The following is a 25,314-nucleotide window of genomic DNA, read 5'->3' on the forward strand; positions in this document are numbered from 1 at the left end:
CGCGTGACACGACGTCCCGACGGACGCGACGCCCCGACGCGACGGCGGCGCGGCGTCAGGTGTCCTCGCGGAGCACGAGTACGCCGTACCGGTCCAGGCGCACCGGCGCCCCGGCGGTGACCCGTACTCCGGTCAGCAGGTCGACCCCGGCGGCGCAGGCCGGCAGCTCGACCGGCTCCGCACCGTGGTTGAGCAGGAACCGGATCCGGGTGCCGTCCGGCGCGACCCGTACCGCCGACTCCAGGTCCGGCACGTGCGCGTACGGGCCGAGTAGTCCGTGCCGGTCCAGGATTCGACGTACCACCCAGGAAACCCCGGCCTGGTCGAGCCCGGCGGCGACGTACCACCCCTCACCGGCGCCGAACCGGTTGCGGGTGACCGCCGGGGTGCCGGCGTAGAAGTCGGCCTGGTAGGTTCCGACCACCTCGGCACCCTGCGGGATGACCAGCTCGAACAGCAGCGTTGCGGCGGAGACGACCGACCGGGCACCGTCCGCCGCCAGGGTGACCGGGTTGACCACGTCGGCTTCCCGGGCGTCCCATTCGTCGATCCTGATCCCCATCAGTGCGGCCAGCGGCCCCGGTACATCGGCCAGGAACGCCTGGTCGTTCTCGTCGACCCGCCCGGAGAGGTACGTTCCCAGCACGGTGCCACCCCGCTGGGCGACCCCCTCCAGGCGGGCCGCGAGATCCTCTTTGACCATGTGCAGGGCCGGGGCCACCACGACGTCGTAGCCGGTCAGGTCGGCGGTGACCGGCACCACGTCGACGTCCACCCCCGCGTCCCACAGTGCCCGGTGGTAGGCGAGCACCACCTGCTGGTAGCGGACCAGCCGGGACGGGCCGTCGGAGATCTCCAACGCCCACCAGCTGTCCCAGTCGAAGAGCACCGCCACCCGGGCCGGGGTGCGGGCACCGAGCGTCACGCCGCCGAGCCGGTCCAGCTCCCCGCCCAGCTCGGCGACCTCGGTGAAGACCCGGGTGTCGGATCGGCCGGCGTGGCCGATGACCGCCCCGTGGTACTTCTCGCTGGCTCCCCGGCCGGCCCGCATCTGGAAGAACAGCACCGCGTCGGCGCCGTGCGCCACCGCCTGCCAGCTCCACAGCCGCATGACGCCGGGCCGTTTCAGCGGGTTGACGTCGCGGCAGGCGGTGACGCTCGGCGTCTGCTCCATCAGCCAGAACGGCTGGCCGCCTTTCAACCCGCGGATCAGGTCGTGGGTGAGCGCCATCCGGGCCGCCGACCGGTCGTCGGGCGGGTAGTTGTCCCAGGAGGCGAAGTCGAGATGCTCGGCCCACCGGTGGTAGTCGATCGGCCGGTACATGCCCATGAAGTTGGTGGTGACCGGGATGTCCGGGCTGGACTCGCGGATCGCCGCCTTCTCGTCGACGAAGTTGGCCAGCATCGCGTCCGACATGAACCGCAGGTAGTCAAGGGTGATGCCCTGGAACGCGGTGTGGTCGGGCCCGCGCCAGTGTTCGGTCAACGCCGACGGCGGCTCGATCTGCCCCCACTCGGTGAAGGTGTGCGACCAGAAGGTGGTGTACCAGGCGGCGTTGAGCGCGTCGAGGCTGCCGTACCGCTGACGCAGCCAGAGCCGGAAGTTCGCCGCGCACAGCTCGCAGTAGCAGGCGCCGCCGTACTCGTTGTTGACGTGCCAGGCGACCAGGCCGGGGGTCCGCGCGTAGCGTTGCGCGACGCGCCGGGCCAGCTCGGTGGCGAGTCGGCGGTACGTCGGCGAGTTGGGGCACGAGTTCTGCCATTGGCCGAACCGGTGCCGGCGGCCGGAGAAGTCGACGCGGGTCACATCGGGGTGGGCGCGCGCCATCCAGGCCGGATGCGCGCCGGTGCCGGTGGCCAGGCAGATCTGCCGGCCCTCGGCGGCTGCCCGCTCGACGATGCGGTCCAGCGTGGAGAAGTCGTAGAGGCCGGGACCGGGCTGGGTCAGGCCCCAGGTGAAGACGCCGACGGTGACGGTGTCGATCCGGGCCGCCTCGAACAGCCGGTAGTCGTCCTTCCAGACGTCCTCGGGCCACTGCTCCGGGTTGTAGTCCCCGCCGTACGGGATCTTCGCGACGTCGGGCAGCGTCACCGGACGAACTCCTTCTCGATTGCCGTGATCATCGGTCGGCTGGTGCGCAGCAGCAGCAACGCCAGCACCGAGCCGACCAGCGCCAGCACCGCCTCGGAGGCGTACACGGTGACTCCGGCCGCCACCACCAGCAGGGCGAGGACACCGAGGGTGGCGCCCGGGGTACGGGTCAGGAAGTGCGCGGCGAGCCGGGCCACGTCGCGGGCTCGGAACGCGAACAGCGAGGTAATCACCAGCGCTGTGCCGCCCCAGACAGCCGCCGCGACCGCGACGAGGACCAGCAGCGCCGCCCACCAGCGCGGCACCCCGGCCGCGCCGAAGTAGGCCAGGTTGACCGCGACGATGGTCAGCCCGGCCAGCAGCGGTAGCCAGATCCGCAGCGCCCCGCCGAGGTTCGCCCGGTAGCCACGCCAGAAGTCGACGGCCGGGTTCAGGTCGGTGATGTCGGGGCGGTGCCGGGCGATGGCGTACAGGGCGGCGGACAGCGCCGGGCCGACCGGGATGGCGCAGGCGGCGTAGAGCGGGAGGTTGCTGGGGTCGCGGGCCAGCAGGACCGCCGGCGCCAGGCCGGGCAGTACGCAGGCCAGCAGCAGCAGCTCGACGACGGTCAGCCGGTACACGATCGCCGCGACCCGGGACAGTGGACCGGTGCCGAACTGCCGCTGCGCGGCGGCCAGGTCACTCATCACGGCCGCCCTGCCCGAGCAGCCGCCGGTCGTCGGACCACGGCGGCGCCTCATCGACCACCGGGGTGATCTCGACCAGGGTGACCTCGTGCCGGGTCAGGGTCAGGTCGACGTCGGCCCGGCCGTCGACGACCGGCAGCGCACGGTGGCTGCGGGCCGGTTCGGCGGCGGTACGCAACGCGTCGAGCTGCGCCGGCCGAGGTGAGCGGGGGCGGCCGAGTTCGCACCAGGCCCGCCAGGCGTTGCCGGCGTCGTCGCTGACCGACCTGCGCAGCAGGAACGCCGAGCCGGCCGGGGCGTTGACCGGGACCGACAGGTCGACGGTGTGCCGGTCCGGGGATGCCGTGACGTCGGTGACGTCGACCGGCGCCCAGGCCAGCACGGTGACCCGACCGGTGTCGTCGTCGCGGGTGACCAGGTGGTCGGTGCCCCGGGCGAGCACCTGACGGCCCATCCGGGCCATGAACGCGTACAGATGGTAGGTGGGTTTTCTGATCTGCCGGTGGGTGAGCAGGCCGAAGCCGCCGTGGAAGATCGCGGCCGGGATACCGACCTCCTCGAAGACGTCGCTGAACGTCCAGTAGGAAAACGAGTCGACCAGGTCGCCGCCGGCCGCGACGACCGGGGCCAGGTACGCGGCGTGGAACGCGGTGTCGTGGATCGGATTGTCCGGCCGGTAGGAGGAGTTGAATTCGGTGATGTGCACCGGCAGTTCGGCCAGGGCGGTGCCGGCCAGGTGTTTGCGCGGGCTGGCGAACTGTTCCAGCAGGTGGTCAGCGGGCATCAGGGTCTGGTGGGTGCCGAACGGCACGTGCTGGGCCGGCCCGGAGGTGTATGCGTGCCGGCTGACGAAGTCGACCGGTGCGCCGCGTTCGGTGACGTACTCGGCGAACGGCACCAGCCACTCGTCGGCGCCGGGCGAGATCGCCGGCCCACCGACCTGCAGGTCGGCGTCGACCTCCTTGACGGCGTGCGCGGTCACCTCGTACAGCCGGTGGTAGGCGGCCTGGTCGGCGCCTTGCCAGAAGATGTCCAGGTTGGGTTCGTTCCATACTTCGATCGGCCAGCTGCGGACCTGGTCCAGCCCGTACCGGTCGACGAGGTTGCCGATGGTGGCGCGGACCAGGTCGGCCCACTCGGTTTCGGAGCGGGGCGGGGTGACGTTGCCGCGCCACCAGAAGACGGTCTGGTCGCCGGCGGCGAGTGCTTCGGGCATGAAGCCGAGCTCGATGAAGGGGGCGATGCCGAGGTCGAGGTAGGCGTCGACGATCTGGTCGGCGTAGGTGAACGAGTGGTGCACGCCGCGCCGGCCGCCGTGTTCGTACGGGCGGTGGATGCCGACGCCGTCGCTGAGCAGCCCGTGCCCCCGGATGTAGCGGAAGCCGATCTCCCGTTGGACCAGCGCCAGGGACTCCTGGTAGTCGCTGCGCAGCGCGAGGTCGAGCCGGCCGGTGCCGACGCAGGCCCGCCAGGCGTCCGGCAGGGCGCCGGTGCCCTGCGGCGGTACGACGATCCGGGTCAACTCTGCTCCGCTCCTCATGATGGTGCCGGCCGTGCCGGTCGCGTCCCTGCCACGGACGCGACCGGCACCCCCTCCGGTGGTCAGCCGTGCTCTTCCTGGTAACGCTGGTACGCCCCGTTGACCAGGTCGATGTACTGCTGGGCGTTCTTGCCCTCGACCTCGGCGACGTAGGCGTCCCATTCGGACAGGTCACGCTGGCCGAGGATGAACTGCAGGGTCTGCTGCTGGACGTAGTCCTTCAGCGGGGTCTCCCAGAGCGTGGCCTGCTCCCGTTCCTCCTCGGTGAACGGCCTCGGCGGCGACACCGGCAGGGTCTCCTTTTGCCCCATCGCCTCCTGGAACCTCAGCTCCTCTTCGGAGAACGTCGACTGCAGCAGCTCGGTGGTGCCGCCGTAGGCGAACACTCCGTTGCTGAAGCCGAAGTCCTTCTGCAGGTGCTTGCTGGCGTCGGGGTTGATTCCGACGAAGTCGATGTCGGCGTCGAGGATCCACTTGCCGTCGGCGTCCTTGGTGTAGGTGACGCCTTCGACGCCCCACTTGGCGAACTCCTGGCCCTCGTCGGAGTACCAGAGCCAGTCGATGAACTGCATCATCGCGACGAAGTTCTCGCTCTCCCGCGCCCTGCTGGAGATCATGATGCCGTTTTCCAGACGGGAGCCGGCATTGACCGAGCCGACCGGGCTGTCCGGCCGGGTGATCTTGGCGATGGTGGCGTTCGGGTTGTTCTGCGCCAACGCCGGCCGGTAGTCGTTGACCAGGGTCTGCTGGTTGGTGCTGATGACGAACGACTTGCCGGTGGCGAGCTTCTGGATCGCGGTGTCGTCGTCCTGGGTCACGCTCTCCGGGTCGAACAGACCTTCGGCGACCAGCGAGTGCAGGAACTCCACCATCTCCTTGTACTCCGGCATGGTGCCGGTGAAGACGAACTCCTGGGCCTCCCGGTTGAACGAGGCGTTCTGGTAGCCCCAGCCGCCCATCGTGTCGTAGCCGTACGACGGGCCGATGATGTTCTGCAGCGCGCCCAGCGGGGTGGGGATGCTCCACCGGTCCGACATCGGGTAGACGTCCGGGTACGCGGCCTTCATCGCCCGCAGCATCTCCCGGAACTCGTCCCAGGTGGCCGGCTCCTCGAGGCCGAGTTCGGCGAGGATGTCGGTGCGCACGGCGATGGAGTATTCGGTCCAGACGTCCTCGTGCAGACCGGGTAGCAGGTAGTACTTGCCGTCCTGCTGGCGCAGCGAGTCGATGTCACCCTGCAGGTTCCACTTGGCGACCTTGTCCTGGAAGTGCGGCATCAGGTCGACGTAGTCGCTGATCGGCAGGATCGCGCCGCTGGAGACGTAAGCCGACTCCTGACCGGGGTAGGTCTTCGGGATGATGAACGGCGCGTCGCCGGCGCCGATCAGCAGGCCACGCTTCTGCTCGTAGTCGCTCAGCGGCACCTCGACCGTTTCGAGCGACACGTTGGTGCGCTCGGCCAGCTCGTCCCAGAACATCCACTCCTTGTCGATCTGATAGTTGGGGTGGTTGTTGTAGAGCAGGGAGAAGCTCAGCGCCTCGGTGGCGGTGAACTGGTCACCGACGCCGTAGCTCTCCATTGCACCGACCCTGTTGCCGTCCAGGTCCGCCGCCTCGGTTTCGCCGTCGCTGCCACAGGCGGCGATACCGAGGGAGAGGGCGAGGACGCCGACGGCGACCGCTGCGTGGCGGTGCCGGGATCGTTGGAACATCGGACTTCCTTTCGTGTGCGGAAGGCATTCAGTTGAATGGGGCGGACCTTTCCGCAGCGCTACCCCTTGACCGCGCCGAGCATGATGCCCGACACGAAGTAGCGCTGAATGAATGGATAGACCATGATGATCGGTAGTACGGTCAGGATGATGGTGACGGCCTGGATGTTCGCGGCCGCCTGGGCGAGGCTGTCGCTGCTGCTTCCGGTGGAGGTCGCGGTGGTTGCCCCGGCGATCAGGTTGCGCAGGTAGACGGTCACCGGAAAGAGTTCGGAGCGGTCCATGTAGAGGAACGCGGTGAACCACGAGTTCCAGAACGAGACCGCGTAGAAGAGCACCATCGTTGCGATGATCGCCTTTGACAGCGGGATCACGATACGCCAGAGGATGCCGTACGTGTTGAGCCCGTCGACGGCAGCGGCCTCCTCCAGCTCGGTCGGCAGGCTTTCGAAGAACGCCTTCATGACCAGCAGGTTGAACACGTTGATCGCGTTGGGCAGCACGATCGCCCAGATGCTGTTCTTCAGCCCGAGGCTGGTGATCAGCACGTAGTTGGGGATCAGGCCACCGGAGAAGAACATGGTGAAGACGGCGATGCCGACCAGCATGCCGCGACCCTTGAGGTCCTTCTTCGACAGGACGTAGGCGTAGCAGGTGGTGAGCACGATCGAGATGACGGTAGCGGTGACCGTGTAGACGATGGTGTTGCGGTAGTTGGTCCAGAACATCGAGTCGGACATCACGAGGCGGTAGGTTTCCAGGTTGAACCCGCGCGGGATGATGTTGACCTGGCCGGACCGGATGTAGCCCTCGTCGCTGAGCGAGCGGGCGACGATGTTGGCGAACGGGTAGAGCGTGACGATCACGACGCCGGTCAGGATGATCCCGTTTACCGCCCGGAAGATCCGGTAGCCGCGGGTGTCGTCGGGCCGGCGGGGCCGGCGTCGGGTCGGCTGGAACAGCTTGCGGGAGGCGTCGACGGTCACCACAGGCTCGTCCCCACTGTGCGACGGGCGATCAGGTTGGCGGACAGCACCAGGGTCAGCCCGATCAGCGCCTCGAACAGGCCGATGGCGGCGGCGTAGCTGAAGTTGCTGGAGACGACACCCATCCGGTAGAGGTACGTCGATATCACGTCGGCGGTCGGGTAGGTCAGCGGGTTGTACAGCAGCAGGATCTTCTCGAAGCCGACCGCCATGAAGGTGCCGATGTTGAGGATCAGCAGGGTGATCATGGTGGGCCGGATGCCGGGCAGCGTCACGTGCCAGGTCTGCCGCCACCGGTTCGCCCCGTCGATCCGGGCCGCCTCGTAGAGGTCCTCGTCGATCGTGGTGAGGGCGGCGAGGTAGAGGATCGTCCCCCAGCCGACGGTCTGCCACACCTCGGAGGAGACGTAGATGGTGCGGAACCAGCCCGGCTGCTGCAGGAACGGGATCGCGTCACCGCCGAACGCCCGGATGATCGAGTTGACCGTGCCGTCGACCGAGAGGATCTGCATCACCATCGCCGCGACGATCACGATCGACAGGAAGTGCGGCAGATAGGACACCGACTGGACGAACCGCTTCATCCGGCGGGCGCGGACCTCGTTGAGCAGCAGGGCGAGCACGATCGGCAGCGGGAACACCACGACCAGGGTGAGCGTGCCGAGGATCAGGGTGTTGGTGAAGACCTGCCAGAACGTCGGGTCGGCGAGGAACATCCGGACGTAGCGCAGACCGACCCAGTACTCGCCGAAGACGCTGCCACCGGGCTGGAACCGCCGGAACGCGATGACGTTTCCCAGCATCGGCAGGTAGCGAAAGATCAGGAAGAAGACCAACGGCAGGATGACCAGCGAGTAGAGCTGCCAGTCGCGGCGCAGCGCCCGCCGCCAGGTACGTGAGCGGGGCCGGCTCCGGCCGCGTCGCGGTAGATCGTCGACCGGCGGCAAGGGCACCTGCGCCTGCGGCGACGCATCGACCGTGCTGGGTGTGCTCATCCCAGTTGCCGCCCCTCACGTCCGGCCCGCCACCGGCCCCCTGCCGGCAGCAGAGAACGCCTCGCGGGACACATCCCTCGAAACTTTCGGAAATATGTGCGTTACCTTGCGGGGAACCTAAACTCCCCGGCATGGTGTGTCAAGGGTCACCGAACCGGACCTTCAACTGCATAGAGTGCGCTTGAGGTCGCTCGAATGCCACCGAAGCCCTACTCACCGCCACCCCTGACACACGCCGACCCCGGGCTTACCAGCAGGTTCAGCTCCGGAAGTTTCGGTTACCTTACGTGAGGCACACATGACAGAAGCGCCGCCACTGCCCCCAGCACGTCCCGCCGCACCGTCGACTCCCACCTCCGTCCCGACCACCGACCCACCGTCTCCGACGACCATCGCCACCATCGCCGACGAGGTCGGCGTCTCGGTCACCACCGTATCCAAGGTTCTCAATGGTAAGGCAGACGTGGCGCCGCAGACCCGAGCCCGGGTGGAGGCCAGCCTGGCCCGGCACCAGTACCGCCGGCGGGCCCGGCGCCCGCCGATCCGCCACGACCAGATCGATCTCGTCTTCCACGAGTTCGACTCACTCTGGGCGATGGAGATCATCCACGGGGTGGAAACCATCGCCAGCGCCGCCGGCATCGGTCTCAACCTGACCCAGCTCGGCGGCCGGCACAGCCCGCCGAAGGACTGGCTCGACGGCACGGTGGCCCGTCGTCCGCTCGGCGTGCTCTTCGTCCTGTGCCACCTCACCGAACGGCAACAGGAGCTACTCGCCCGCCAGCTCATCCCGTTCGTAGTGATCGACACCGACAGCGCCACGTCGGCGTCGGTGCCGACCGTCGGATCCAACAACTGGAACGGCGGGCTGATCGCCACCCGGCACCTGCTGCAGCTCGGGCATCGGCGGATCGCCATCATCTCCGGACCACGGGACGTGCTGTGCGCTCAGGCCCGTACCGCCGGATTCCGGTCGGCCCACGACGAGGCCGGCCTGTCGGTCACGGCCGACCTCGTCCGGCACGGCGACTTCTACGTCGACGCCGGCTTCGCACACGGAATGGCGCTGCTGGACCGCCCGGACCGGCCGACCGCGATCTTCGCCGGATCCGACATGCAGGCACTGGGCGTGCTACGGGCCGCCCGCCAGCTCGGCCTGGACGTCCCGCACGACCTTTCGGTGATCGGGTACGACAACGTGCCGGTCGCCGCCTGGACGGTGCCCGCGCTGACCACCGTCAACCAGCCGCTGCGCGACATGGCCGGCACCGCCGCGCAGATGTTGCTGGACCTGGCCCGCGGTGCCGAGTTGTCGACCAGCCGCATCGACCTGGTCACCGAGTTGGTGATCCGGGAGAGCACCGCCCCGCCCCCGACCGCCTGAGCGACTGTCCACCGTGCGTTCGTCACCTGGGAGATTCAGTGCCCTCGTTTGATCTGCCGTTGCCGCAACTTGCGACGTACAACCCATCTGTCGTCGAACCGGCCGACTTCACGACGTTCTGGAAGTCGACCCTGGACGATGCCGCCAGCCGTGACGTGCTGCTCGACGTCCGTCCGGAGCCGACCGACCTGCGCCTGCTGGACACCTGGCAGGTGACGTTCCGCGGGTTCGGCGGGGACCCGGTCAACGCCTGGTACACCCGACCGGCCGGGGTCGACACGCCGCTGCCGGCGGTCGTCGAGTATCTCGGCTACGGGCGGGGCCGGGGCCTGCCGCACGAGCGGCTGACCTGGCCGGTCGCCGGCTACGCGCACCTGCTGATGGACGCCCGTGGTCAGGGCGACCAGTACGGCAACGGCGGGGACACCCCGGATCCGCACCCTGCCGCCGCCGGTGGCCCGGGGCCGGTGACCCGGGGGATCCTCGACCCCACCGGCTACTACTACCGGCGGCTGATCACCGACGCGGTCCGCGCGGTGACGGCGGTGCGCACGCTGCCCGGCGTCGACCCGGCCCGGGTGGTCGCGGCCGGCAACAGTCAGGGCGGCGGGCTCGCCCTGGCCGTCGCTGGTCTGGTCGACGATCTGGCCGCGCTGATCTGCACCGCGCCGTTCGGCTGCCACTGGCGGCGGGCGATCGAGATCACCGACAACGAGCCGTACGGCGACGTCGCCCGGTACCTCGCCGTGCACCGCGACGCCGAGCCAGCGGTACGCCGTACCCTGTCCTACTTCGACGGGGTGTCGTTCGCCCGCACCGCGGTGGCGCCGGCGCACTTCGGCATCGGGCTGCGCGACACCGTCTGCCCGCCGAGCACGGTATTCGCCGCGTACAACCAGTACGGTGCCGGAAATGGGCGCCCGGACCGACCGGATCGGGAAATTCACCCGTATCCGTTCAACGGCCACGAAGGCGGCGAGGCGGAGCAGGTCCGCCGACAGTTGCGCTGGCTACACGAACTATTCCCCTGAAACGCCACCGGCCCGAACCAACAACTCATCTCCGGACCTCTGCCATCATGTCGACACTGGACAGCAGTCATTAACGTAGGTTAATGTCCTGCTGTCCAGTGCGCGAAACCGAGCAGCGGTCGCTGCCGCCTGCCCGCGTTTTCTCCGCCGGCAGGCGACCCAGAAGGGCAGGCGACCCAGAAGGGATCGAAGATGAGTGGACCCGGATCGTCCTGGCTCCGCAGGACGGCCACCAGCGGCGTAGTGGCCGCGGCAGCGGCCCTGCTGCTGTCGGCAACCGCCTCCCCCGCCTCCGCCGCCCCCGGCGAGATTCTCGGGGCCGACAGCCCGGACGCCATCGCCGGCAGCTACATCGTCGTCTTCTCTGACGGCGCGACCGCGAGCAGCCAGGCCCGCACCACGGACCTGGCGGCGCGGTACGGCGCGAAGGTACGGCACGTCTACTCGCACGCGCTGCGCGGCTTCGCCGCGACGATGAGCGAGTCGGCGGCCCGGCGGATCGCCGCCCGACCCGACGTGGCCTACGTCGAGCAGGACGGCGTGGTCAGCACCGCCGCCACCCAGACCAACCCGCCGTCGTGGGGTCTCGACCGGATCGACCAGCGCGACCTGCCGCTGGACAACCGTTACACCTACCCGACCACCGCGCCCACCGTCCGCGCGTACGTCATCGACACCGGGATCCGCACCAGCCACAGCACGTTCGGCGGCCGCGCCAGCTGGGGCACCAACACCACCGGGGACGGCAACAACACCGACTGCAACGGCCACGGTACGCACGTCGCCGGCACCATCGGCGGATCGCAGTACGGAGTTGCCAAGGGCGTCGCGCTGGTCGCCGTCAAGGTACTCAACTGCGCCGGATCGGGTTCGTTCTCCGGGGTCGCCGCCGGAGTGGACTGGGTCACCGCCCACCACGCCCCCGGTGTGCCCGCCGTGGCGAACATGAGTCTCGGCGGTCCCGGAAGCAACACCACAGTCGAGAACGCGGTCCGCAACTCGATCGCCGACGGGGTCGTCTACGCGATCGCCTCCGGCAACAGCAACGCCAACGCCTGCAACTACACGCCGGCCCGGGTCGCCGAGGCGATCACCGTCAACGCCAGCACCCGCACGGACGCCCGGGCGTCGTTCTCCAACTACGGCACCTGCACCGACATCTTCGCCCCCGGCGAGGGCATCACCTCGGCCTGGCACACCAGCGACACCGCCACCAACACGATCAGCGGCACTTCGATGGCCGCACCGCACGTGGCCGGCGCGGCGGCGCTGATCCTCGCCACCACCCCCAACATGTCCCCGGCACAGGTGGCCAGCACGATGTTCGCCAACTCGACGCCGAACAAGATCACCAACCCGGGCAGCGGCTCGCCGAACCGGCTGCTGTTCGTCGCCCAGGGCGCGCCGTCACCGACCGCGGTCCTCTACCGCTTCTGGAACGGCCGTGACCACGTCAGCTCCACCGACACGTCGTTCTCCGGTTACCAGCGGGAGGGTGCGCTGGGCACGGTACGGACCAGCCAGGTCTCCGGCACCCGGGCGCTCTACCAGTGCCGGGTCGGCGGCTGGGACTACATGACCTCCATCGACGCCAACTGTGAAGGGCAGCAGGTGATCGGGCGGATCGGCTACGCCTACACCTCACCGCCGTCCGGGTCGTACCGGACGCTCTACCGGTGCCGGATGTCCAGCGGCGACCATTTCGACTCCATCGCCAGCAATTGCGAGGGACAGATCGTCGAAGGCCGCCTCGGCTACCTGACCAGCTGACCGGTTGGTCCGTTCGGCGGTCGGTCCAGCGGATCGACCGCCGAACGGACCGCCTGAGACCAATCAAACATTCCCAGGACGGTCGACATTTCATTTACATCGATTGAGTTCGAGGCGTTGACAACGACATGGATTCACCAAACATAGACACATGACGATTGTGTTCGCCCGCTCAGTCAACCGTCCATTAAAGAGACTCGCCGCTGGAGCGATTTCCACACTTCTCGCAGCGACACTGGTCGTCGCCGGACCGGCACAGCAGGCACAAGCCCAGGGAACGGACGCTCAGGGCTTGCAGTTCGGGCAGGTCGTCAACCTGGACACCTGTCAATTGACCACACCGATCAACCTGTTTCTCGGCGACCCCTGGTTGCTGGCGCGGACCGCCTGGATCCGTATCGACCCGCGCGCTGCCGGCGACGCCTCGCAAGCCGGCTGCGACCCCACCGCCGCCTATCACGGCCTGCTTGGCACGATCGCGAGCCAGGCACCCCACATCAAGGTCATCGGCCTGCTGAGCAACGACTTCGTGTACGGCGAAGGACTCGACATCGACCCGCAGCTGTTCGCCAGCCGAGCGGGCCAAGTCGCCTGCGACACCGGCTACAGCCAGATCGACGTCTGGGAGGTGTGGAACGAGCCGTCACTCGACGGAACCCTGGTGCCGGCCGCCGACTACGCCGAGTTGCTCGGTCTCGCCGCCCGGGCCGTACGCGACTGCGGAGACCAGGTCATCAGCGGTGGCGTCACCCCCAACCAGCCCATCGAGTACCTGAACGCGGTCAGCGCCGCCATCGGCGCCAACGGCTACGGCGGCTACCAGAACCTGCCGGGGGCGGTCGACGGCATCGGGATCCACCCGTACGTGGAGCATGTGACGATGGGTACGCCTGGTCAGCAGCACCTGAACGCCTTCGTCTGGGCTTTGGACGACGCGTTCGGCGAGCCCTTGTACCTCACCGAGTTCGGCTGGCCGGTGAACCCCTCGATAGACGAAGCGACCCAGTGCCACAACCTGGTCAACGCGTTCCAGATGCTGCACCAGAACTGGCGGCCGGAGGTTGTCGCCGCCACCTGGTTCACCATGCAGGACTTCAACGACCCAGACCGGAACTTCGGCCTGTACGACGGCAACGCGGAGAAGCGGATCGCGTACTACGGCTATCGAGACGGGGCGTGCCCGCCGGCGGCGGTCACCGACGTGACCGCCACCGCCCTGGACAGCAACCGCATCTTGGTCACCTGGACCGACAACTCCAGCATCGAGACCAGCTTCAACCTCTACAACGGAGTGACGCACCGTACGATCCCGGCGAACACCACCTCGTACATCTGGACCGGCCTGACACCCGGCACCTGGATGTGCTTCGCGTTGCAGGCGGTGAACGCCGCCGGGCCGTCGGCCTGGAGCGACTACGGCTGCACCTTCACGCCGTGAGTTGACGCGGGGCGACCGTCAGGTGCCACGGCCGTGGCACCTGACGGTCGCCCGCAAAGAGGGACCGCTACGGGTGGGTCAGCTGGCGGTGCAGGACGGGGTCATGCCGGAGCCGCTGCCGGTGCCCTGGAAGCCGAACTCGGTCGACTGCCCGGCACCGACCCGGCCGTTGTAGCTGACGTTGCGGAACTGCACCGGGCCGCTGTTGCCGCTGCGGTCGGCGTTCCACGCGTTGGTGACGGTGGCACCGCCGGGCAGAGTCATCCCGACGGTCCAGCCGGTGAGTCCGGCCGAGCCTGCGGTGACCCGGACGGTTGCCACGAACCCGCCGGGCCACTGGTTGAGCGAGACGGTGGCGGTGCAGCCACCACCCGGCGGCGGGGTGGTCGGCGGCGCGGTCGTAGGCGGTGGCGGGGTGGTCGGGCTCGGGCTCGGTCCGCCGCCCGGGTTCAGACTTCCGGGTACGGAGAGCAGGGCGTCGTACCACCTGGTGGCCATCTTGCTGTACCCGGTGGCGTTCGGGTGCACGCCGTCGGCCAGGTCGGCGGTGGTGAGCGCCGAGTACATGTCGACGAGGTGCACCCGGCGGCCGGCGTTCGCCCGGCTCTGCACGATCTGCGGGATCGCCGAGTTGTACGCGCGGAACTGGGCGTCGCTGAAGCTGGCCGGGATGATCGTGGCGACGAACAGGTGGGCGTCCGGCGCGGTGTTGGTGATCTTGTCAATCAGGGCGGCGAGCCGGTTCGGCGCGTTCGGCAGGTCCCGGTTCTGGGTGATGTCGTTGGTGCCGATGTGCAGCAGGATCGTCTGCGGGTCGGAGGCGTTCAGCCAGTTGACGATGTTGGCGTCGATCTGGTCGATCCGCCAGCCCGAGTGGCCCTGGTGGTTCCGGTCGGGCAGGCTGGCCGGCCCGTTGGACTGGGATCCGACGAAGTCCACGGTGTACCCACCGGCCTGGAACTTCTGCCACAGGTCGATGCGGTAGCCGCCGGGGACGTTGAAGCCGTCGGTGATCGAGTCACCGAGCGGCATGATCCGCACGGCGGACGGCTGGGCGTTGGCGCCGTTGCCGATCGCGAGCGCGACGGCGACCAGCAGCGCGGCCGCCAGCGCCGCCGTACATCGACGGACGGTCGAGGTCATGGGAAAACTCCCTCCGATGAACATCTACATCTATCAATCTAGATGTTCATCGGCCGACCGGTCCGACGCGCGCCGTGGCCCCAGCGACGAACGGCCAGCACGCTGCGCCGAACGGCAGGCATGACCACAGGGAGACAAGACGGGTCAGCCGTTCGGCCGAGCGTAGCTGGCCCACCGCCTTTCCCCCTGCTGCAGGAGCTTGCCTTCCCTCGCAAGCCTCCGCAACAAACGACTTGCCTGATCGGGTGCGAGAGAACAGAGATCTGCTGCTTGTGCCCGGGTAATCCGGCCATGAGCTGACACGTACTGCAAAACCATCTGCTCCTGCTGGAGCGACTCAAATCCTTTTATTCGGACATAGCCTGACGGAACATCCAAAACGCGATAGACTGCGGCAGATAGGTGCCAGGTACGTCCCTTTCCGCTGCCACGCGCCTCGACCCAGCCTCGCTCGACCATCCGAGCCAGCAGATTCCGTGCCTCGCTCTCCGTACGCTGGACGAGATCGGCGAGGTCACGTGTTGAAGCCTGTCGCTCCCGCACCAACTCGGTAAGCACCTGAAGTTCGCCGAGCCCAAGCGGCGCACCTAGCCGCCGCTCCTGCTCCAACACCCACCTCGTCATCGAAATATTCGCCGGCCCACCAGGCAGGATTGCCACAACGTGTGTATCGGTCGTCCTTCCGTAATCCGGTGCCGGCTTCCCGAGACGCAGCTGCTCGGCATACATCCGATTGATGCCTCGACCGGTTCGCTCTACCAGTCCGGTCCGCTTGAAAGCGTCCGCAAGGAGTGGACTACGAGGGTGCGGCGGTGCGACGAGGAGATTGTCGATCCTCACGCCAGTCGACAGCCCTCCGGGACTAGAAATCTCGAGCTGATCCTCCGCCCACTGAACATGCACCGCCCCTCGACGAGTGTAGTCGCGATGAATCAACGCGTTCGCCAGCGCCTCTCGGAACGCAACCTCCGAGTATGAAGCTACGGCTACCCGAAGCAACCCGAATTCGAGCTCGTCTTCTCGGACACGAGCGCGAAACCGCAGCGAGAATTCCTCGGCCAGCCGGAGAAGCGGATAGGCGAAGAACTCGTTGACCTCAACTTGCATCCCGTTAACCACCTGAAATGCCGCTTCATGAGTCGGAAGATACCTACGCAGCGCAGGAACCTTACCGAACAGCAGCAGAGCCCCCGTCGAGATATCGCCGCTACGCCCGGCGAGCCCAAGAGCGTTCACTATCTCTCGATCGGACAAGGATGCCAGTATCCGATCAGACCCATTGCCAGCAGCCGCTGTCAATCGCCGCATCCGCTCGAACTCTAGCGGATCCAGGTCTTCCCACCCGGCACCACCGACTCGGAGGCCAGCCCAGTAAATGGCGCCACGGTCCACCTCGTGAGCGAGCATCTCGTGAGCATGATACGGGACACATGTCGGACTACCGTCACCAGCAATCGCCCGCCGAACATAGGTCCCACTACAGCCGAGAGTGGAGGCTGCGTCATGTTCGCGATCAGAGCCTGAACCCGCAGCGGATCCGTGCCGCCAGCCTCGTGCCGAGCACGCGCTCCGCTGACGACCCCGTCGTCCTCGACGCCGACGAGCAACACCCCGCCATTTCCGTTGGCGAGGCACACGACCGCCTCCACCAAGTCACGGTCATTGAGTCGCTCCCGCCGTTCACCCTTGAACTCGACCTCGTACGTCTCGCCGTCTTCGATCAACCGGGCGATCCAATCAGCCAGATACCGGACAAAATGTCCCTGATGCCGCAGACTCACTCGCGCAGGGCGTCGTCGAGGCTGGTCTCGGGTGGGCCGGGCAGCGCCGGATCCCGGCCCACCAGCACGTCGTACGCGGCCTTGACCGCAGCGAACCGCTCCCGGAACGCGCCCCAGCGCCAGGCCCGCTCGAATCGGCGTACCGAATCGTCGCCGACGCCGACCGCGTCCACGCCGACCCGCCGGCAGACCGTGACCGCCCGCTCGATGTGGAAGCTCTGCGTCACCACGATCGCCTGCTCCACACCGAAGACGCGGCGCGCCCGCAGGCACGAGTCGTAGGTGTCCAGACCGGCGTGGTCCTGCACGATCCGGTCCGCCGGCACGCCCCGGTCGATCAGCCAACGCCGCATCGCGCCCGGCTCGTCGTAGTCCCACTCCCGGTGGTCACCGGAGACCAGCACCGCCCGGACCCGGTCGGCTTCGACCAGCCGCCGGGCCACCTCCAGCCGACCGGCCAGGAACTCCGACGGCGTACCGTCCGGCCGGACCTGCGCCCCGAGGACCAGGGCGACCGGCGCGGCCGGCACGCTGGCCAGCTCGTAGACGTGCTCGGCCGCCGACGCCCGCACCCAGTACCCGCTGCCGGTCACCAGCAGCGCGACCGCGACCGCCGCCGCCGCGCAGAGGGTCAGTTTGCGGCGCAGCCAACGGGTTCGACGGGACGGATGAGCCAGGGCGTCGTCCATGCCGTAATTATGGTCGACGGGCACATCGCGCCCGGCCACTGGACACCGGCCGCGACAGGAAAGAGTGTGGAGCGCATGGTCATCGAGCTGGGCCTGGCCCGCCACCCCGAGGCACCGCCGTCACCACCGGCCGGACGGTGGTGGCGATCGCCGCGGCGGGTACGGCTGGCCGCCGGCCGGGTTCGTCCGCTCGCCGCCGTCGTCGGCCTGGTGCTGCTCGTCGGCCTGGCCGGCGCGGCCCCGCCCAGCGGCCCGCTGCTCGTCCAGGTCGCCAGTCATCAGGTGAAGGCCCGGGACATCGTGCTCGCCGGGGACCGGCTGCTGGTCACCTCGGCCGCCGCGCAGGGCACGGCGACCACCTGGCAGCTGTCCGCGTACGGCGTACCCGACGGCGCGCTGCGCTGGACCGTGCCGTTCGACGCGGCGAGTTGGCGGCTGCGGCAGGTGCGCCGGACCGGTGACGTGGTGCTGGTCGACCCGAGGTCCGGCCCCGGCACCGGCTCGACGGTGATCCTGGACGCGCAGACCGGGCAGACCCGGTGGGTGGCACCGGACGGGCTGGTGCTGACCGACGACGGGCGTACCGCCCTGATCGACGAACCGGACGACGCCGGCGCCACCTCGTCGACGCTGCGCGCGGTTGACCTGGCGACCGGTGACGAGCTGTGGCGAACCGACCTGGCCGTGCCGACCGAGGTGCTGGCCGGGTCCGCCGGGCAGGCGCTGCTGGTCGGCACCGACGGCCGAGCGGAGGTACGCGACGGGCGCGACGGCACGGTACTGCGTACCGCCGAGCTGGGTGAGGTGTCCCGGCCGGACAGCATGGCCGGCACGCTGCTGCTGCGCCAGTGGCGCGGCGGTGAGCTGGGGGTGACCGGCCACGACCCGGCGACGTTGCGGCAGCTGTGGCACCGACCGGTGCGGTACGGACCGGGCCGGATCACCGGCTGCGGCGAGCTGATCTGCTTCCCGGACGACTCCCGGATCGAGGCGGTCGACCCGGTGACCGGCCGGACCGTCTGGCGGGTGCCGGCCGACCTGGTGGTCGACTTCGACAGCTACCTGGTGGCGTACAGCGTGTCGGCCGACGGCGGGTCCGGTGCCGCGGCGGACGGCGACGGTCGCGGGTATCCCGCGTCGGTGGCGGTGGCGGATGCCAGCGCCGAGGCGGGTTCGGGCAGCGGGCGGATCATCGACCCGGGGACCGGGCGGACCCTGCTGCCGTTGAGCGCCTGGGAGACCGAGTTGGAGGGGCGCGGCGACGCGACGTTCGTCGGCTACCGGCAGCCGGCCGAGACCGGACCGGCCTGGCTCGCGGTGCTGTCGCCGGCGGGTCCGGAGACGGTACGCATGGTCGGTAGCGTCCCCGGACCGGTCGGCGGCTGCGTCGGCGACCGCAGCACGATCGTCTGCCGGCTGGGTGCCGACGCGATCAGCATCTGGCACTACGAACTCTGACCTGACCTGACCTGACCTGACCGGGCCCGGCCTGGGCCGGCTGGGCAGGGCTGGGCCGGGCCGGGTGGTCGCTCAGGAAGCGGCGTCGACCTTGTCGGCGGCTTCGGCGAGCGCGGCGACGTACTCGTCGAGGCCCCAGGTGACCGACAACGCGGTGGGCGGCGATACCGAGGCGATGAACTCGGCACCGACCAGTGAGGCGACCGCCCCGGACTGGATCTGCGGCATGGTCTGCGCGGCCTGCGAGGAGAGGAACGCGTCCTGTTCCTCCTGAGTGGTGGCGAACGACACCAGCACGTCCGAGGTGAGCTGATCGAGCTGCTCGTAACTCATGGTGAAGTAGAACGTCGACTCGTCGGTGCCGAGGTCGTTGACGCTGGGCGCGCCGGTCATCCCGAGGTCGAGGGCGAACTCGACCCGCGGGTCGGCCTCCTTGTAGACGTAGAAGGTGCCGGCGGAGTCCCAGACCATGGCGACGCTCTTGCCGGCCAGCTGCGGGTTCTCCTCGGCCTTGGTGGCGATCCGCGCGTCGATGTCGTCCAGCAGCGCCTGCGCCTCGTCGCTCTTGCCGAGCGCGGTGCCGACGGTGGTGATCAGGTCCCGCCACGGGGTGGCCCACGCCTCACCCGGGTAGGCGACCGTCGGCGCGATCTGGCTGAGCAGGTCGTACTGTTCCTGGTCGATGCCGGAGTAGACGGCGAGGATCAGGTCCGGGTCGGCGGCGGCGATCTCGTCGAACGGCGGTTCCTGGGCGTCCGGCAGGACGGTGGGCACCTCGGCGCCGGTCTCGTCGAGCTTCTCGGCGATCCACGGCAGTACGCCGTTGGCGTCGCCGCCGTAGCTCTGGAACGGGATGGCCACCGGCACCACGTCGAGCGCGATGGCGGCGTCGGCGCTGCCCCAGCCCCAGGCGACCACCCGGGTCGGGGTGTCTTCGATGGTGGTCTCGCCGAGGGCGTGCTCGATGGTCACCGGGAAGCCGGCCGAGCTGCCACCGGTCGCGGCGTCGTCGGTGCTGGAATCGTCACCGGAACCGCACGCGGTCAGGCCGATGGTGAGGGCGAGTGGGGCGGCGAAAAGGACGCGGCTGAGTTTTCTGCTGATCACTGTCTCTCCTACGAGCGCGGGGTCGTCCGCGAAGGTCAGCACATGCAACCACGGCCAAGTTAGGTTTGGCTAGCCTATGTAATTCTGGTTACCGAGCCGTGATTCCGGCCAGCGGTGGCCAGCAACCACAGCAGATACGGCCCGCCGATCACCGCGGTGACAATGCCGACCGGGGTCTTCACGTTGCCGGGCAGCAGGTGCTGGGCGACCAGGTCCGCCCCGGTCACCACCAGCACACCGACCAGGGCTGCCGGCAGCAGCACCGGGGCCCCGGAGCGCATCATCCGCCGGGCGATCGGCATCGCGACGAACGCCACGAACGCAATCGGCCCGGTCACCGCGGTCGCCACTGCCGCGAGGGCCACCGCGATCGCCAGCAGACTGATCCGGCTGCGTTCCAGCCGCACCCCCAGGCCGGTCGCGGTGTCGTCGCCGAACTGCAGCAGCCCGAGCGCCGGACGCAACGCCAGCAGCACCGGGGTGAGCACGCCGAGCAGCGTCGCCAGGACGGCGATTTCCGGCCAGCGGGCGCTGCCCAGACTGCCGACCATCCAGGACAACGCCGTCTGCGCCTCGCGTACCTCCCCCCGGGTCAGCAGGTAGCCGAGGACAGCGTGCGCCATGAACGCGGCGGCGATGCCGACCAGCACGAACCGGTACCCGGTCAGCCCGCCCCGCCAGGAGAGCAGGTACACGGCGGTCGCCGTACCGGCCGCGCCGACGAACGCGGCGACCGACACGCCGAGGCTACCGGCGCCGAGCGTGACCAGCGCGAACACCGCGGCGGCGCTGGCCCCGCCGGTGACGCCGATGATGTCCGGGCTGGCCAGCGGGTTGCGCAACAGGGTCTGGAAGATGCCGCCGGCCAGGCCGAACGCGGCGCCGGCCAGAATTCCGGCGACCAGTCGGGGCAGCCGCAGGCTGAGGATGATGAAGTCGTCCCGGCCGCTGCCCTGCCCGATCAGGGTACGCAGCACCCCGTCCACCGAGATCCGGTAGGCACCGAGACTGAGGCTGAGCAGGGCGAAGATCGCGACGACCCCGACCAACCCGGCCAGCACGACGGTGGCCCGGCGGCGGCGACGACGCCGCAGCCGGCCCAGCGCGGGAAGCTCGAGACCGACGGTACGGTCGCGGGTGTCGGTGCCGGTCACACGCTGGCCAATCGGGAGCGGCGGACCAGGGCGATCAGCACCGGTGCGCCGAGGAACGCGACGACCAGGCCGGCCTCGACCTCACCGGGCGGGGCGACCAGTCGGCCGAGCACGTCGGCCGCGACCAGCAGGGCGGCACCGAGCACCGCGCCGTAGGCGAGGATCCACCGGTAGTCCGGCCCGGTCACCCAGCGGGCGGCGTGCGGCACGACCAGCCCGACGAAGACGATCGGTCCGGTGAGCGCCGTCGCCGACCCGCAGAGCAGCACGGTCGCGGTCATGATGACCGCCCGGTCCCGGACCACGTGCTGGCCGAGCCCGTGGGCGACGTCGTCGCCGAGGCTGAGCGCGTTGAGCACCCGGCCGGAGACCAGCGCCATTACGGTGCCCACGACGATGAACAGCAGCACCGTACGGGCGGTGTCGAGGTCCCGCCCGACCAGCGAGCCGACCTGCCAGAACCGGTAGCGTTCCAGGGTCTGCAGGTTGGTCAGCAGCACCAGGGTGATCAGCGAGGTGAGCACGGCGGTGAGCGCCGAGCCGGCGATGGCGAGTTTCACCGGGGTCGCGCCGTCGCCGCCCATCGACCCGATGCCGTAGACGAGCAGCGCGGCGAGGGTCGCGCCGCCGAACGCGAACCAGATGTACCCGGCGGTGGTGCCGATGCCGAGCCAGGTGATCGCGGCGACGACGGCGAGCGAGGCTCCGGCGTTGATGCCGAGCAGGCCGGGGTCGGCGATCGGGTTACGGGTCAGTCCCTGCATGAGCCCGCCGGAAAGGCCGAGGGCGAGACCGGCGAGCAGCCCGATCACGGTCCGGGGCAGCCGCAGCTCCCAGATGACGACGTGGTCGTTGACCGCTGGGTCGCGGTCGACCAGCGCCTCGACCACCACCGGCAGCGCGATGTCGCGGGATCCGAGGGCGAGGCTGGCGAATACGGTCAGGGCCAGCAGCAGTACGGCGACCAGCAGCCCGAAAAGTCGCCGACCCATCGTGAAGGCCCGGCCACTTTGGGTCACATCTTGTCCGACATGCTCACCCCGACCGGCCCGGAGTGAGGTAAGCATCGCCTAAGTATGCAGGGAAAGCTCCACCGGTTCATCGGCGGGCAGGTCCACCGCCCTCGCACCGTACGGGCTGCGTACCGTCACCTGTTGGGTGAGCGCCGAGCGGAGCCGGACCCGCAGCGTCGTGGCGTCCCAGGTCAGCTCCTCGACGGTGATCCGGCCCCGGCAGGTCACCCCGCGCAGGATGCCGCCGGGCAGCTCGACCGGCCAGGCCGGCAGCAGGTGCAGCGACCCGGGACGCGAATCGACCAGCAGCTCGATCAGGACGCCGGGCAGCGTGTGCACGGCGTCGGCGTTATAGGTCTGCAGCCCCGGGTTGTGGGCACTCATCAACGACCGGAAGAACATGTCCGCGCAGAAGATCTTCCGCAGGTTGTCGGCGGCCAGGCCGGCGTCGCGCAGCCGGGCGGCGACCAGCGCCCGGTGCAGGCTGCCGTGCGCGGACAGGTTCTCGTCGCCGCGTACCGCCAGTGCCCGGTGGGCCGCGCGGGCCAGCTCCGGGGTCCCGTCCGGGGTGATCTCGTGCAGCGGCCACACCGGGTAGAGGTGGCTGACGTGCCGGTGGTCGTCGTCGGCGCGGTAGCCGGGCCAGGCCCACTCGGCCAGCGCGCCCCGCTCGTCCACCAGGTACCCGGGCAGCCGCGCGGCCAGGTCGGCCCACCGGGGCGCACCGGTCAACCCGCCCGCGACCCGCATCGCGTGCCGGGCGGCGGCGATGTCCATGGTGGCGTTCACCGCCGGATAGACCGGCTCGCCGTGCTCGTCGGGCGGCCCGGTCTCGGCGGAGAACGACGGCACGATCACGTATCGACCGTCGTCGCCGACCCGGGTGAGGAAGTCCTCGAAGAACTCGGCCGCCTCGACCAGCCAACCGGCCACCTCCCCCAGCGGCTCCCCGGTGACCAGATGGTGCTCCCACAGCGGGTACAGCAGCCAGTGCGCGCCGGGCAGCCAGGCCGGCCAGGGCCACTCGTCGCAGAGGTGGAACAGGTGCCCGTGCTCGCCGTCGGTGCGCCCCGGCGCCAGCAGGCCACGGCCGCCGTACACCGCCCGCGCGTTGCGTCGCCAGTCGTCGACCTGGCCGGCGATCAACCGTCGGTGCGCCGCGGTCACCTCCGGCAGCGCGCCGATGTTCGCCCCGGCCAACTGCAGGTTCAGGTTGGCGTCGGTGGTGAAGTCGCCGGCCCAGGCGGCGTCCCAGGAGGCCAGCCAGAGCCCGGTCAGTCGGGGCGGCAGCACCCCGCTGGAGCTGATCAGCAGGTACCGGCCGGCGTGGAACAGCCGCTCCAGCAGCGCCGGTGACAGTCGCTGGTCGTCGGCGCGCTGGGCGTCGAGCAGCTCACCGACCGGACGGCGCCGGTCGGCCTCGTCGACCCGCAACCGCAGCTCGACCCGCTGGTACATCGGCCGGTGCAGGGCCACGTGCCGGGCCAGCAGTTGCCCGTAGTCGGCGTCGGCCAGCCCGGCGAGCCGGGCGTGCAACGCATCGGTGCCCCAGCCCGGCACGTCGTAACGGTCGAGCACGGTCAGCGCCAACGCGTCCCCGCCGATCAGGATCCGGTCGCCGACGATCTCGGTGTCGCCGGTCACCAGGGTCAGCCCTTCGAAGCCGTACGCCCCGAGGCCGGCCGGATAGCTGCCCCGGACCCGCAGGAACGCATATCCGTCCCGCCGGTAGGCGGTGATGTCGTAGCTGACGTCGGGCGGTCGGCCGGGCAGGTCGCCGGTGGCGCCGAGCAGGCATTCGCCGGCGGCGAGCCGGATCACGGCGACCCGGTCCGCGCGGGAGACGAAGGCTCGCCGGGTGCGGTCGCCGGCCCACCGCACGGTGATCTCGCCGGTGGTGAAATCCGTGGTACGCAGGTAGTCGGCGGGCAGCGGTGCCGGCTCGGCGGACCGGCCGGCGATGGTCGGCTCGTCGACGGTCAGCGCGTAGCCGGGGTGGAACGACTGGGTCCACTCCAGCTGCCGGCCGTCGGCGAGCAGCCGGCCGGCCTCGGCCCGTCGGCCGGCCAGGATCAAGTCCCGGACCTGTTCGATGACCCCGGCCAGCTCCGGTGGCCGCCGGTCGCGGGTGCCGTTGGGCAGCACGAACCGGTGGTGGTCGAGCACGATCCGCTCGGCGGTCGGGTCGCCCTGCACCATCAGCCCGTACTCGCCGTTGCCGGTGAGGAAGGCGTCTTCCCAGCGCGTCGCGGGCGCCGTGTCGTCGATCCGGTGCATCGGATCGACCTTAGCCAACCTCCTCGGCGGACGGCGGTCACGCCGTGACCCGTAGCGGCTGTCCGGCCGCGTGCGACCCGGATCACCACAGGTCACCTGGGGTGGGACGGACGCCGTCGCTGTGGTTGGGTGGCTTGACGTCGCCGAGGGGAGTTGGCTGAAGGTGCGTATCGGGCGATATCCGGTCCCGGCGGCGCTGCTGACAGCGGTGCTGGCTGCCGGCGTACTGGTCGGTTGTGGCACCGCCCCGGCGCAACCGCAGTGGCTGCCGGCACCGGGTGCGGCCGGCGGACAGCCGGCGACGGCCGATCCGACCGGTCCGAGCGCGACGGCGGACGCCGCCGGGTCCAGCCCGACGCCGAGCGCCAGCCCGAGCCCGACACCGAGCCCCACACCGACCGTGCCGCCGGATTCGGCGATTCCCCGCTCGGCCAGTGGCAGCTTCGCCGCCGCCGACGGGGCGGCGGGCCGGATCGGTATCGGTGCCCGGATCGTCACCTACCGCGTCGAGGTCGAACAGGGCATCGACTGGGGCAGCCTGGAGCCGTGGGCGGTACGGCGGTTCGCCGACCGGGTGGACGGCGTCCTGGCCGCCTCCCGTGGCTGGACCGAGTCGGGGTTCCACCCGGTGACCGAGCGCAGTGTCGGGTTGAACCGGGCGTCGTGGTCGTTCCGGCGGGTCGGCGGGAACAGCTACGACGTGCGGATCCGGCTGGCCACCCCGCAGACCGTCGACCGGCTGTGCGGTCAGGTCGGGCTGACCACGGCCGGGGTCTTCTCCTGCCGGTTCGGCACCACCATCATGATCAACCTGCGCCGCTGGCTGCAGGGCGCGGACGGCTACCCGGTCACCATCGACGACTACCAGACCAGCGTGATCAACCACGAGATCGGCCACTACCTGGGCTTCGACCACATGGGCTGCGCCGGCCAGGGCCAGTTGGCCCCGGTGATGGGCCTGCAGACCACCGACCTGGGCGGCTGCCTGCCGAACCCGTACCCGTTCGACGAGGACGGCCGGTTCGTCAGCGGCCCGTGGCAGCCGTCCTGACCGTCAC

20 protein-coding genes are annotated in these 25,314 nt (G+C 69.6%); 6 read left to right on the forward strand and 14 right to left on the reverse strand.

Annotated elements, in window-relative coordinates:
- Positions 1 to 55: 55 nt before the first annotated feature.
- From EDC02_RS21240 to EDC02_RS21265, 6 genes are all read right to left on the reverse strand, one after another.
- Complete coding sequence (locus EDC02_RS21240; protein ID WP_123603471.1) at positions 56 to 2,092, reverse strand: beta-galactosidase; 2,037 nt, start codon at positions 2,090 to 2,092, stop codon at positions 56 to 58.
- Positions 2,089 to 2,778: a YesL family protein gene (locus EDC02_RS21245; RefSeq protein ID WP_123603472.1), complete on the reverse strand. Its 690-nt coding sequence runs from the start codon at positions 2,776 to 2,778 to the stop codon at positions 2,089 to 2,091. Before EDC02_RS21245 ends, EDC02_RS21240 begins: the two co-directional genes overlap by 4 nt.
- On the reverse strand, positions 2,771 to 4,300 hold the full coding sequence (locus EDC02_RS21250; RefSeq protein ID WP_233606151.1) for a xylan 1,4-beta-xylosidase: 1,530 nt from the start codon (positions 4,298 to 4,300) through the stop codon (positions 2,771 to 2,773). Before EDC02_RS21250 ends, EDC02_RS21245 begins: the two co-directional genes overlap by 8 nt.
- 80 nt (positions 4,301 to 4,380) lie before the next feature.
- Positions 4,381 to 6,030 carry an extracellular solute-binding protein gene (locus EDC02_RS21255; RefSeq protein WP_123603474.1) on the reverse strand — a complete coding sequence of 550 codons (1,650 nt, stop codon included), beginning with the start codon at positions 6,028 to 6,030 and terminating at the stop codon, positions 4,381 to 4,383.
- 59 nt (positions 6,031 to 6,089) lie between these two features.
- Positions 6,090 to 7,016: a carbohydrate ABC transporter permease gene (locus tag EDC02_RS21260; protein WP_233606153.1), complete on the reverse strand. Its 927-nt coding sequence runs from the start codon at positions 7,014 to 7,016 to the stop codon at positions 6,090 to 6,092.
- Positions 7,013 to 8,011, reverse strand: a complete 999-nt coding sequence (locus EDC02_RS21265) for a sugar ABC transporter permease (RefSeq protein ID WP_123603475.1) — start codon at positions 8,009 to 8,011, stop codon at positions 7,013 to 7,015. The genes EDC02_RS21260 and EDC02_RS21265 overlap by 4 nt, the downstream gene beginning before the upstream one ends.
- Before the next feature lie 298 nt (positions 8,012 to 8,309).
- Between EDC02_RS21265 and EDC02_RS21270 the strand changes: the two genes are divergently transcribed.
- The 4 genes from EDC02_RS21270 (at position 8,310) to EDC02_RS21285 (ending at position 13,634) form a co-directional block, all read left to right on the forward strand.
- Positions 8,310 to 9,395, forward strand: coding sequence for a LacI family DNA-binding transcriptional regulator (locus EDC02_RS21270; RefSeq protein WP_123603476.1), 1,086 nt, complete (start codon positions 8,310 to 8,312; stop codon positions 9,393 to 9,395).
- Positions 9,396 to 9,433: 38 nt separating this feature from the next.
- On the forward strand, positions 9,434 to 10,426 hold the full coding sequence (locus EDC02_RS21275) for an acetylxylan esterase (RefSeq protein WP_123603477.1): 993 nt from the start codon (positions 9,434 to 9,436) through the stop codon (positions 10,424 to 10,426).
- Between the two features lie 192 nt (positions 10,427 to 10,618).
- A complete protein-coding gene (locus tag EDC02_RS21280) occupies positions 10,619 to 12,196 on the forward strand; it encodes a S8 family peptidase (RefSeq protein ID WP_123603478.1) in 1,578 nt (525 codons plus the stop codon).
- A gap of 151 nt (positions 12,197 to 12,347) precedes the next feature.
- The gene (locus tag EDC02_RS21285; protein ID WP_123603479.1) at positions 12,348 to 13,634 is read left to right on the forward strand and encodes a fibronectin type III domain-containing protein; all 1,287 of its coding nucleotides are present in this window, start codon (positions 12,348 to 12,350) and stop codon (positions 13,632 to 13,634) included.
- Between the two features lie 78 nt (positions 13,635 to 13,712).
- Here EDC02_RS21285 and EDC02_RS21290 read toward each other — a convergent pair whose 3' ends face one another.
- The 4 genes from EDC02_RS21290 to EDC02_RS21300 form a co-directional block, all read right to left on the reverse strand.
- A complete protein-coding gene (locus EDC02_RS21290; protein WP_123603480.1) occupies positions 13,713 to 14,777 on the reverse strand; it encodes a GDSL-type esterase/lipase family protein in 1,065 nt (354 codons plus the stop codon).
- A gap of 144 nt (positions 14,778 to 14,921) precedes the next feature.
- A complete protein-coding gene (locus EDC02_RS21295; protein WP_199757718.1) occupies positions 14,922 to 16,085 on the reverse strand; it encodes a DNA glycosylase AlkZ-like family protein in 1,164 nt (387 codons plus the stop codon).
- Positions 16,086 to 16,096: 11 nt separating this feature from the next.
- Positions 16,097 to 16,558: a helix-turn-helix domain-containing protein gene (locus EDC02_RS40925; protein ID WP_199757719.1), complete on the reverse strand. Its 462-nt coding sequence runs from the start codon at positions 16,556 to 16,558 to the stop codon at positions 16,097 to 16,099.
- Positions 16,555 to 17,247 (reverse strand): vancomycin high temperature exclusion protein, encoded by a 693-nt coding sequence (locus tag EDC02_RS21300; RefSeq protein ID WP_123603481.1) that lies wholly within the window; start codon positions 17,245 to 17,247, stop codon positions 16,555 to 16,557. The genes EDC02_RS40925 and EDC02_RS21300 overlap by 4 nt, the downstream gene beginning before the upstream one ends.
- 75 nt (positions 17,248 to 17,322) lie before the next feature.
- Between EDC02_RS21300 and EDC02_RS21305 the strand changes: the two genes are divergently transcribed.
- Entirely contained in the window at positions 17,323 to 18,705 is a 1,383-nt protein-coding gene (locus EDC02_RS21305) for a PQQ-binding-like beta-propeller repeat protein (protein ID WP_123603482.1), read from the forward strand.
- A 72-nt stretch (positions 18,706 to 18,777) separates the two neighbouring features.
- Here EDC02_RS21305 and EDC02_RS21310 read toward each other — a convergent pair whose 3' ends face one another.
- The 4 genes from EDC02_RS21310 to EDC02_RS21325 form a co-directional block, all read right to left on the reverse strand.
- Positions 18,778 to 19,812: an iron-siderophore ABC transporter substrate-binding protein gene (locus EDC02_RS21310; protein ID WP_123603483.1), complete on the reverse strand. Its 1,035-nt coding sequence runs from the start codon at positions 19,810 to 19,812 to the stop codon at positions 18,778 to 18,780.
- 74 nt (positions 19,813 to 19,886) lie between these two features.
- Positions 19,887 to 20,966, reverse strand: a complete 1,080-nt coding sequence (locus EDC02_RS21315) for an iron chelate uptake ABC transporter family permease subunit (protein ID WP_233606155.1) — start codon at positions 20,964 to 20,966, stop codon at positions 19,887 to 19,889.
- A complete protein-coding gene (locus EDC02_RS21320) occupies positions 20,963 to 22,033 on the reverse strand; it encodes an iron ABC transporter permease (RefSeq protein WP_233606157.1) in 1,071 nt (356 codons plus the stop codon). Before EDC02_RS21320 ends, EDC02_RS21315 begins: the two co-directional genes overlap by 4 nt.
- A gap of 3 nt (positions 22,034 to 22,036) precedes the next feature.
- Positions 22,037 to 24,256, reverse strand: a complete 2,220-nt coding sequence (locus EDC02_RS21325; protein ID WP_123603485.1) for a glycoside hydrolase N-terminal domain-containing protein — start codon at positions 24,254 to 24,256, stop codon at positions 22,037 to 22,039.
- Between the two features lie 163 nt (positions 24,257 to 24,419).
- Here EDC02_RS21325 and EDC02_RS21330 point away from each other — a divergent pair, with 163 nt between their 5' ends.
- Positions 24,420 to 25,307, forward strand: coding sequence for a DUF3152 domain-containing protein (locus tag EDC02_RS21330; protein WP_158632258.1), 888 nt, complete (start codon positions 24,420 to 24,422; stop codon positions 25,305 to 25,307).
- The last annotated feature ends 7 nt before the right edge of the window (positions 25,308 to 25,314 follow it).

Origin of the sequence: Micromonospora sp. Llam0, from assembly GCF_003751085.1 — a bacterium.
Taxonomy (GTDB): domain Bacteria; phylum Actinomycetota; class Actinomycetes; order Mycobacteriales; family Micromonosporaceae; genus Micromonospora_E.

Bases quoted from the DNA above. Each gene is read 5' to 3' on its own strand.
- EDC02_RS21305 (WP_123603482.1), top strand. From the start codon at position 17,323: ATGGTCATCGAGCTGGGCCTGGCCCGCCACCCCGAGGCACCGCCGTCA.
- EDC02_RS21290 (WP_123603480.1), bottom strand. From the start codon at position 14,777: ATGACCTCGACCGTCCGTCGATGTACGGCGGCGCTGGCGGCCGCGCTG.
- EDC02_RS21265 (WP_123603475.1), bottom strand. From the start codon at position 8,011: ATGAGCACACCCAGCACGGTCGATGCGTCGCCGCAGGCGCAGGTGCCC.
- EDC02_RS21300 (WP_123603481.1), bottom strand. From the start codon at position 17,247: ATGGACGACGCCCTGGCTCATCCGTCCCGTCGAACCCGTTGGCTGCGC.
- EDC02_RS21270 (WP_123603476.1), top strand. From the start codon at position 8,310: ATGACAGAAGCGCCGCCACTGCCCCCAGCACGTCCCGCCGCACCGTCG.
- EDC02_RS21255 (WP_123603474.1), bottom strand. From the start codon at position 6,030: ATGTTCCAACGATCCCGGCACCGCCACGCAGCGGTCGCCGTCGGCGTC.
- EDC02_RS21320 (WP_233606157.1), bottom strand. From the start codon at position 22,033: ATGCTTACCTCACTCCGGGCCGGTCGGGGTGAGCATGTCGGACAAGAT.
- EDC02_RS21280 (WP_123603478.1), top strand. From the start codon at position 10,619: ATGAGTGGACCCGGATCGTCCTGGCTCCGCAGGACGGCCACCAGCGGC.
- EDC02_RS21295 (WP_199757718.1), bottom strand. From the start codon at position 16,085: ATGCGGCGATTGACAGCGGCTGCTGGCAATGGGTCTGATCGGATACTG.
- EDC02_RS21325 (WP_123603485.1), bottom strand. From the start codon at position 24,256: ATGCACCGGATCGACGACACGGCGCCCGCGACGCGCTGGGAAGACGCC.
- EDC02_RS21285 (WP_123603479.1), top strand. From the start codon at position 12,348: ATGACGATTGTGTTCGCCCGCTCAGTCAACCGTCCATTAAAGAGACTC.
- EDC02_RS21245 (WP_123603472.1), bottom strand. From the start codon at position 2,778: ATGAGTGACCTGGCCGCCGCGCAGCGGCAGTTCGGCACCGGTCCACTG.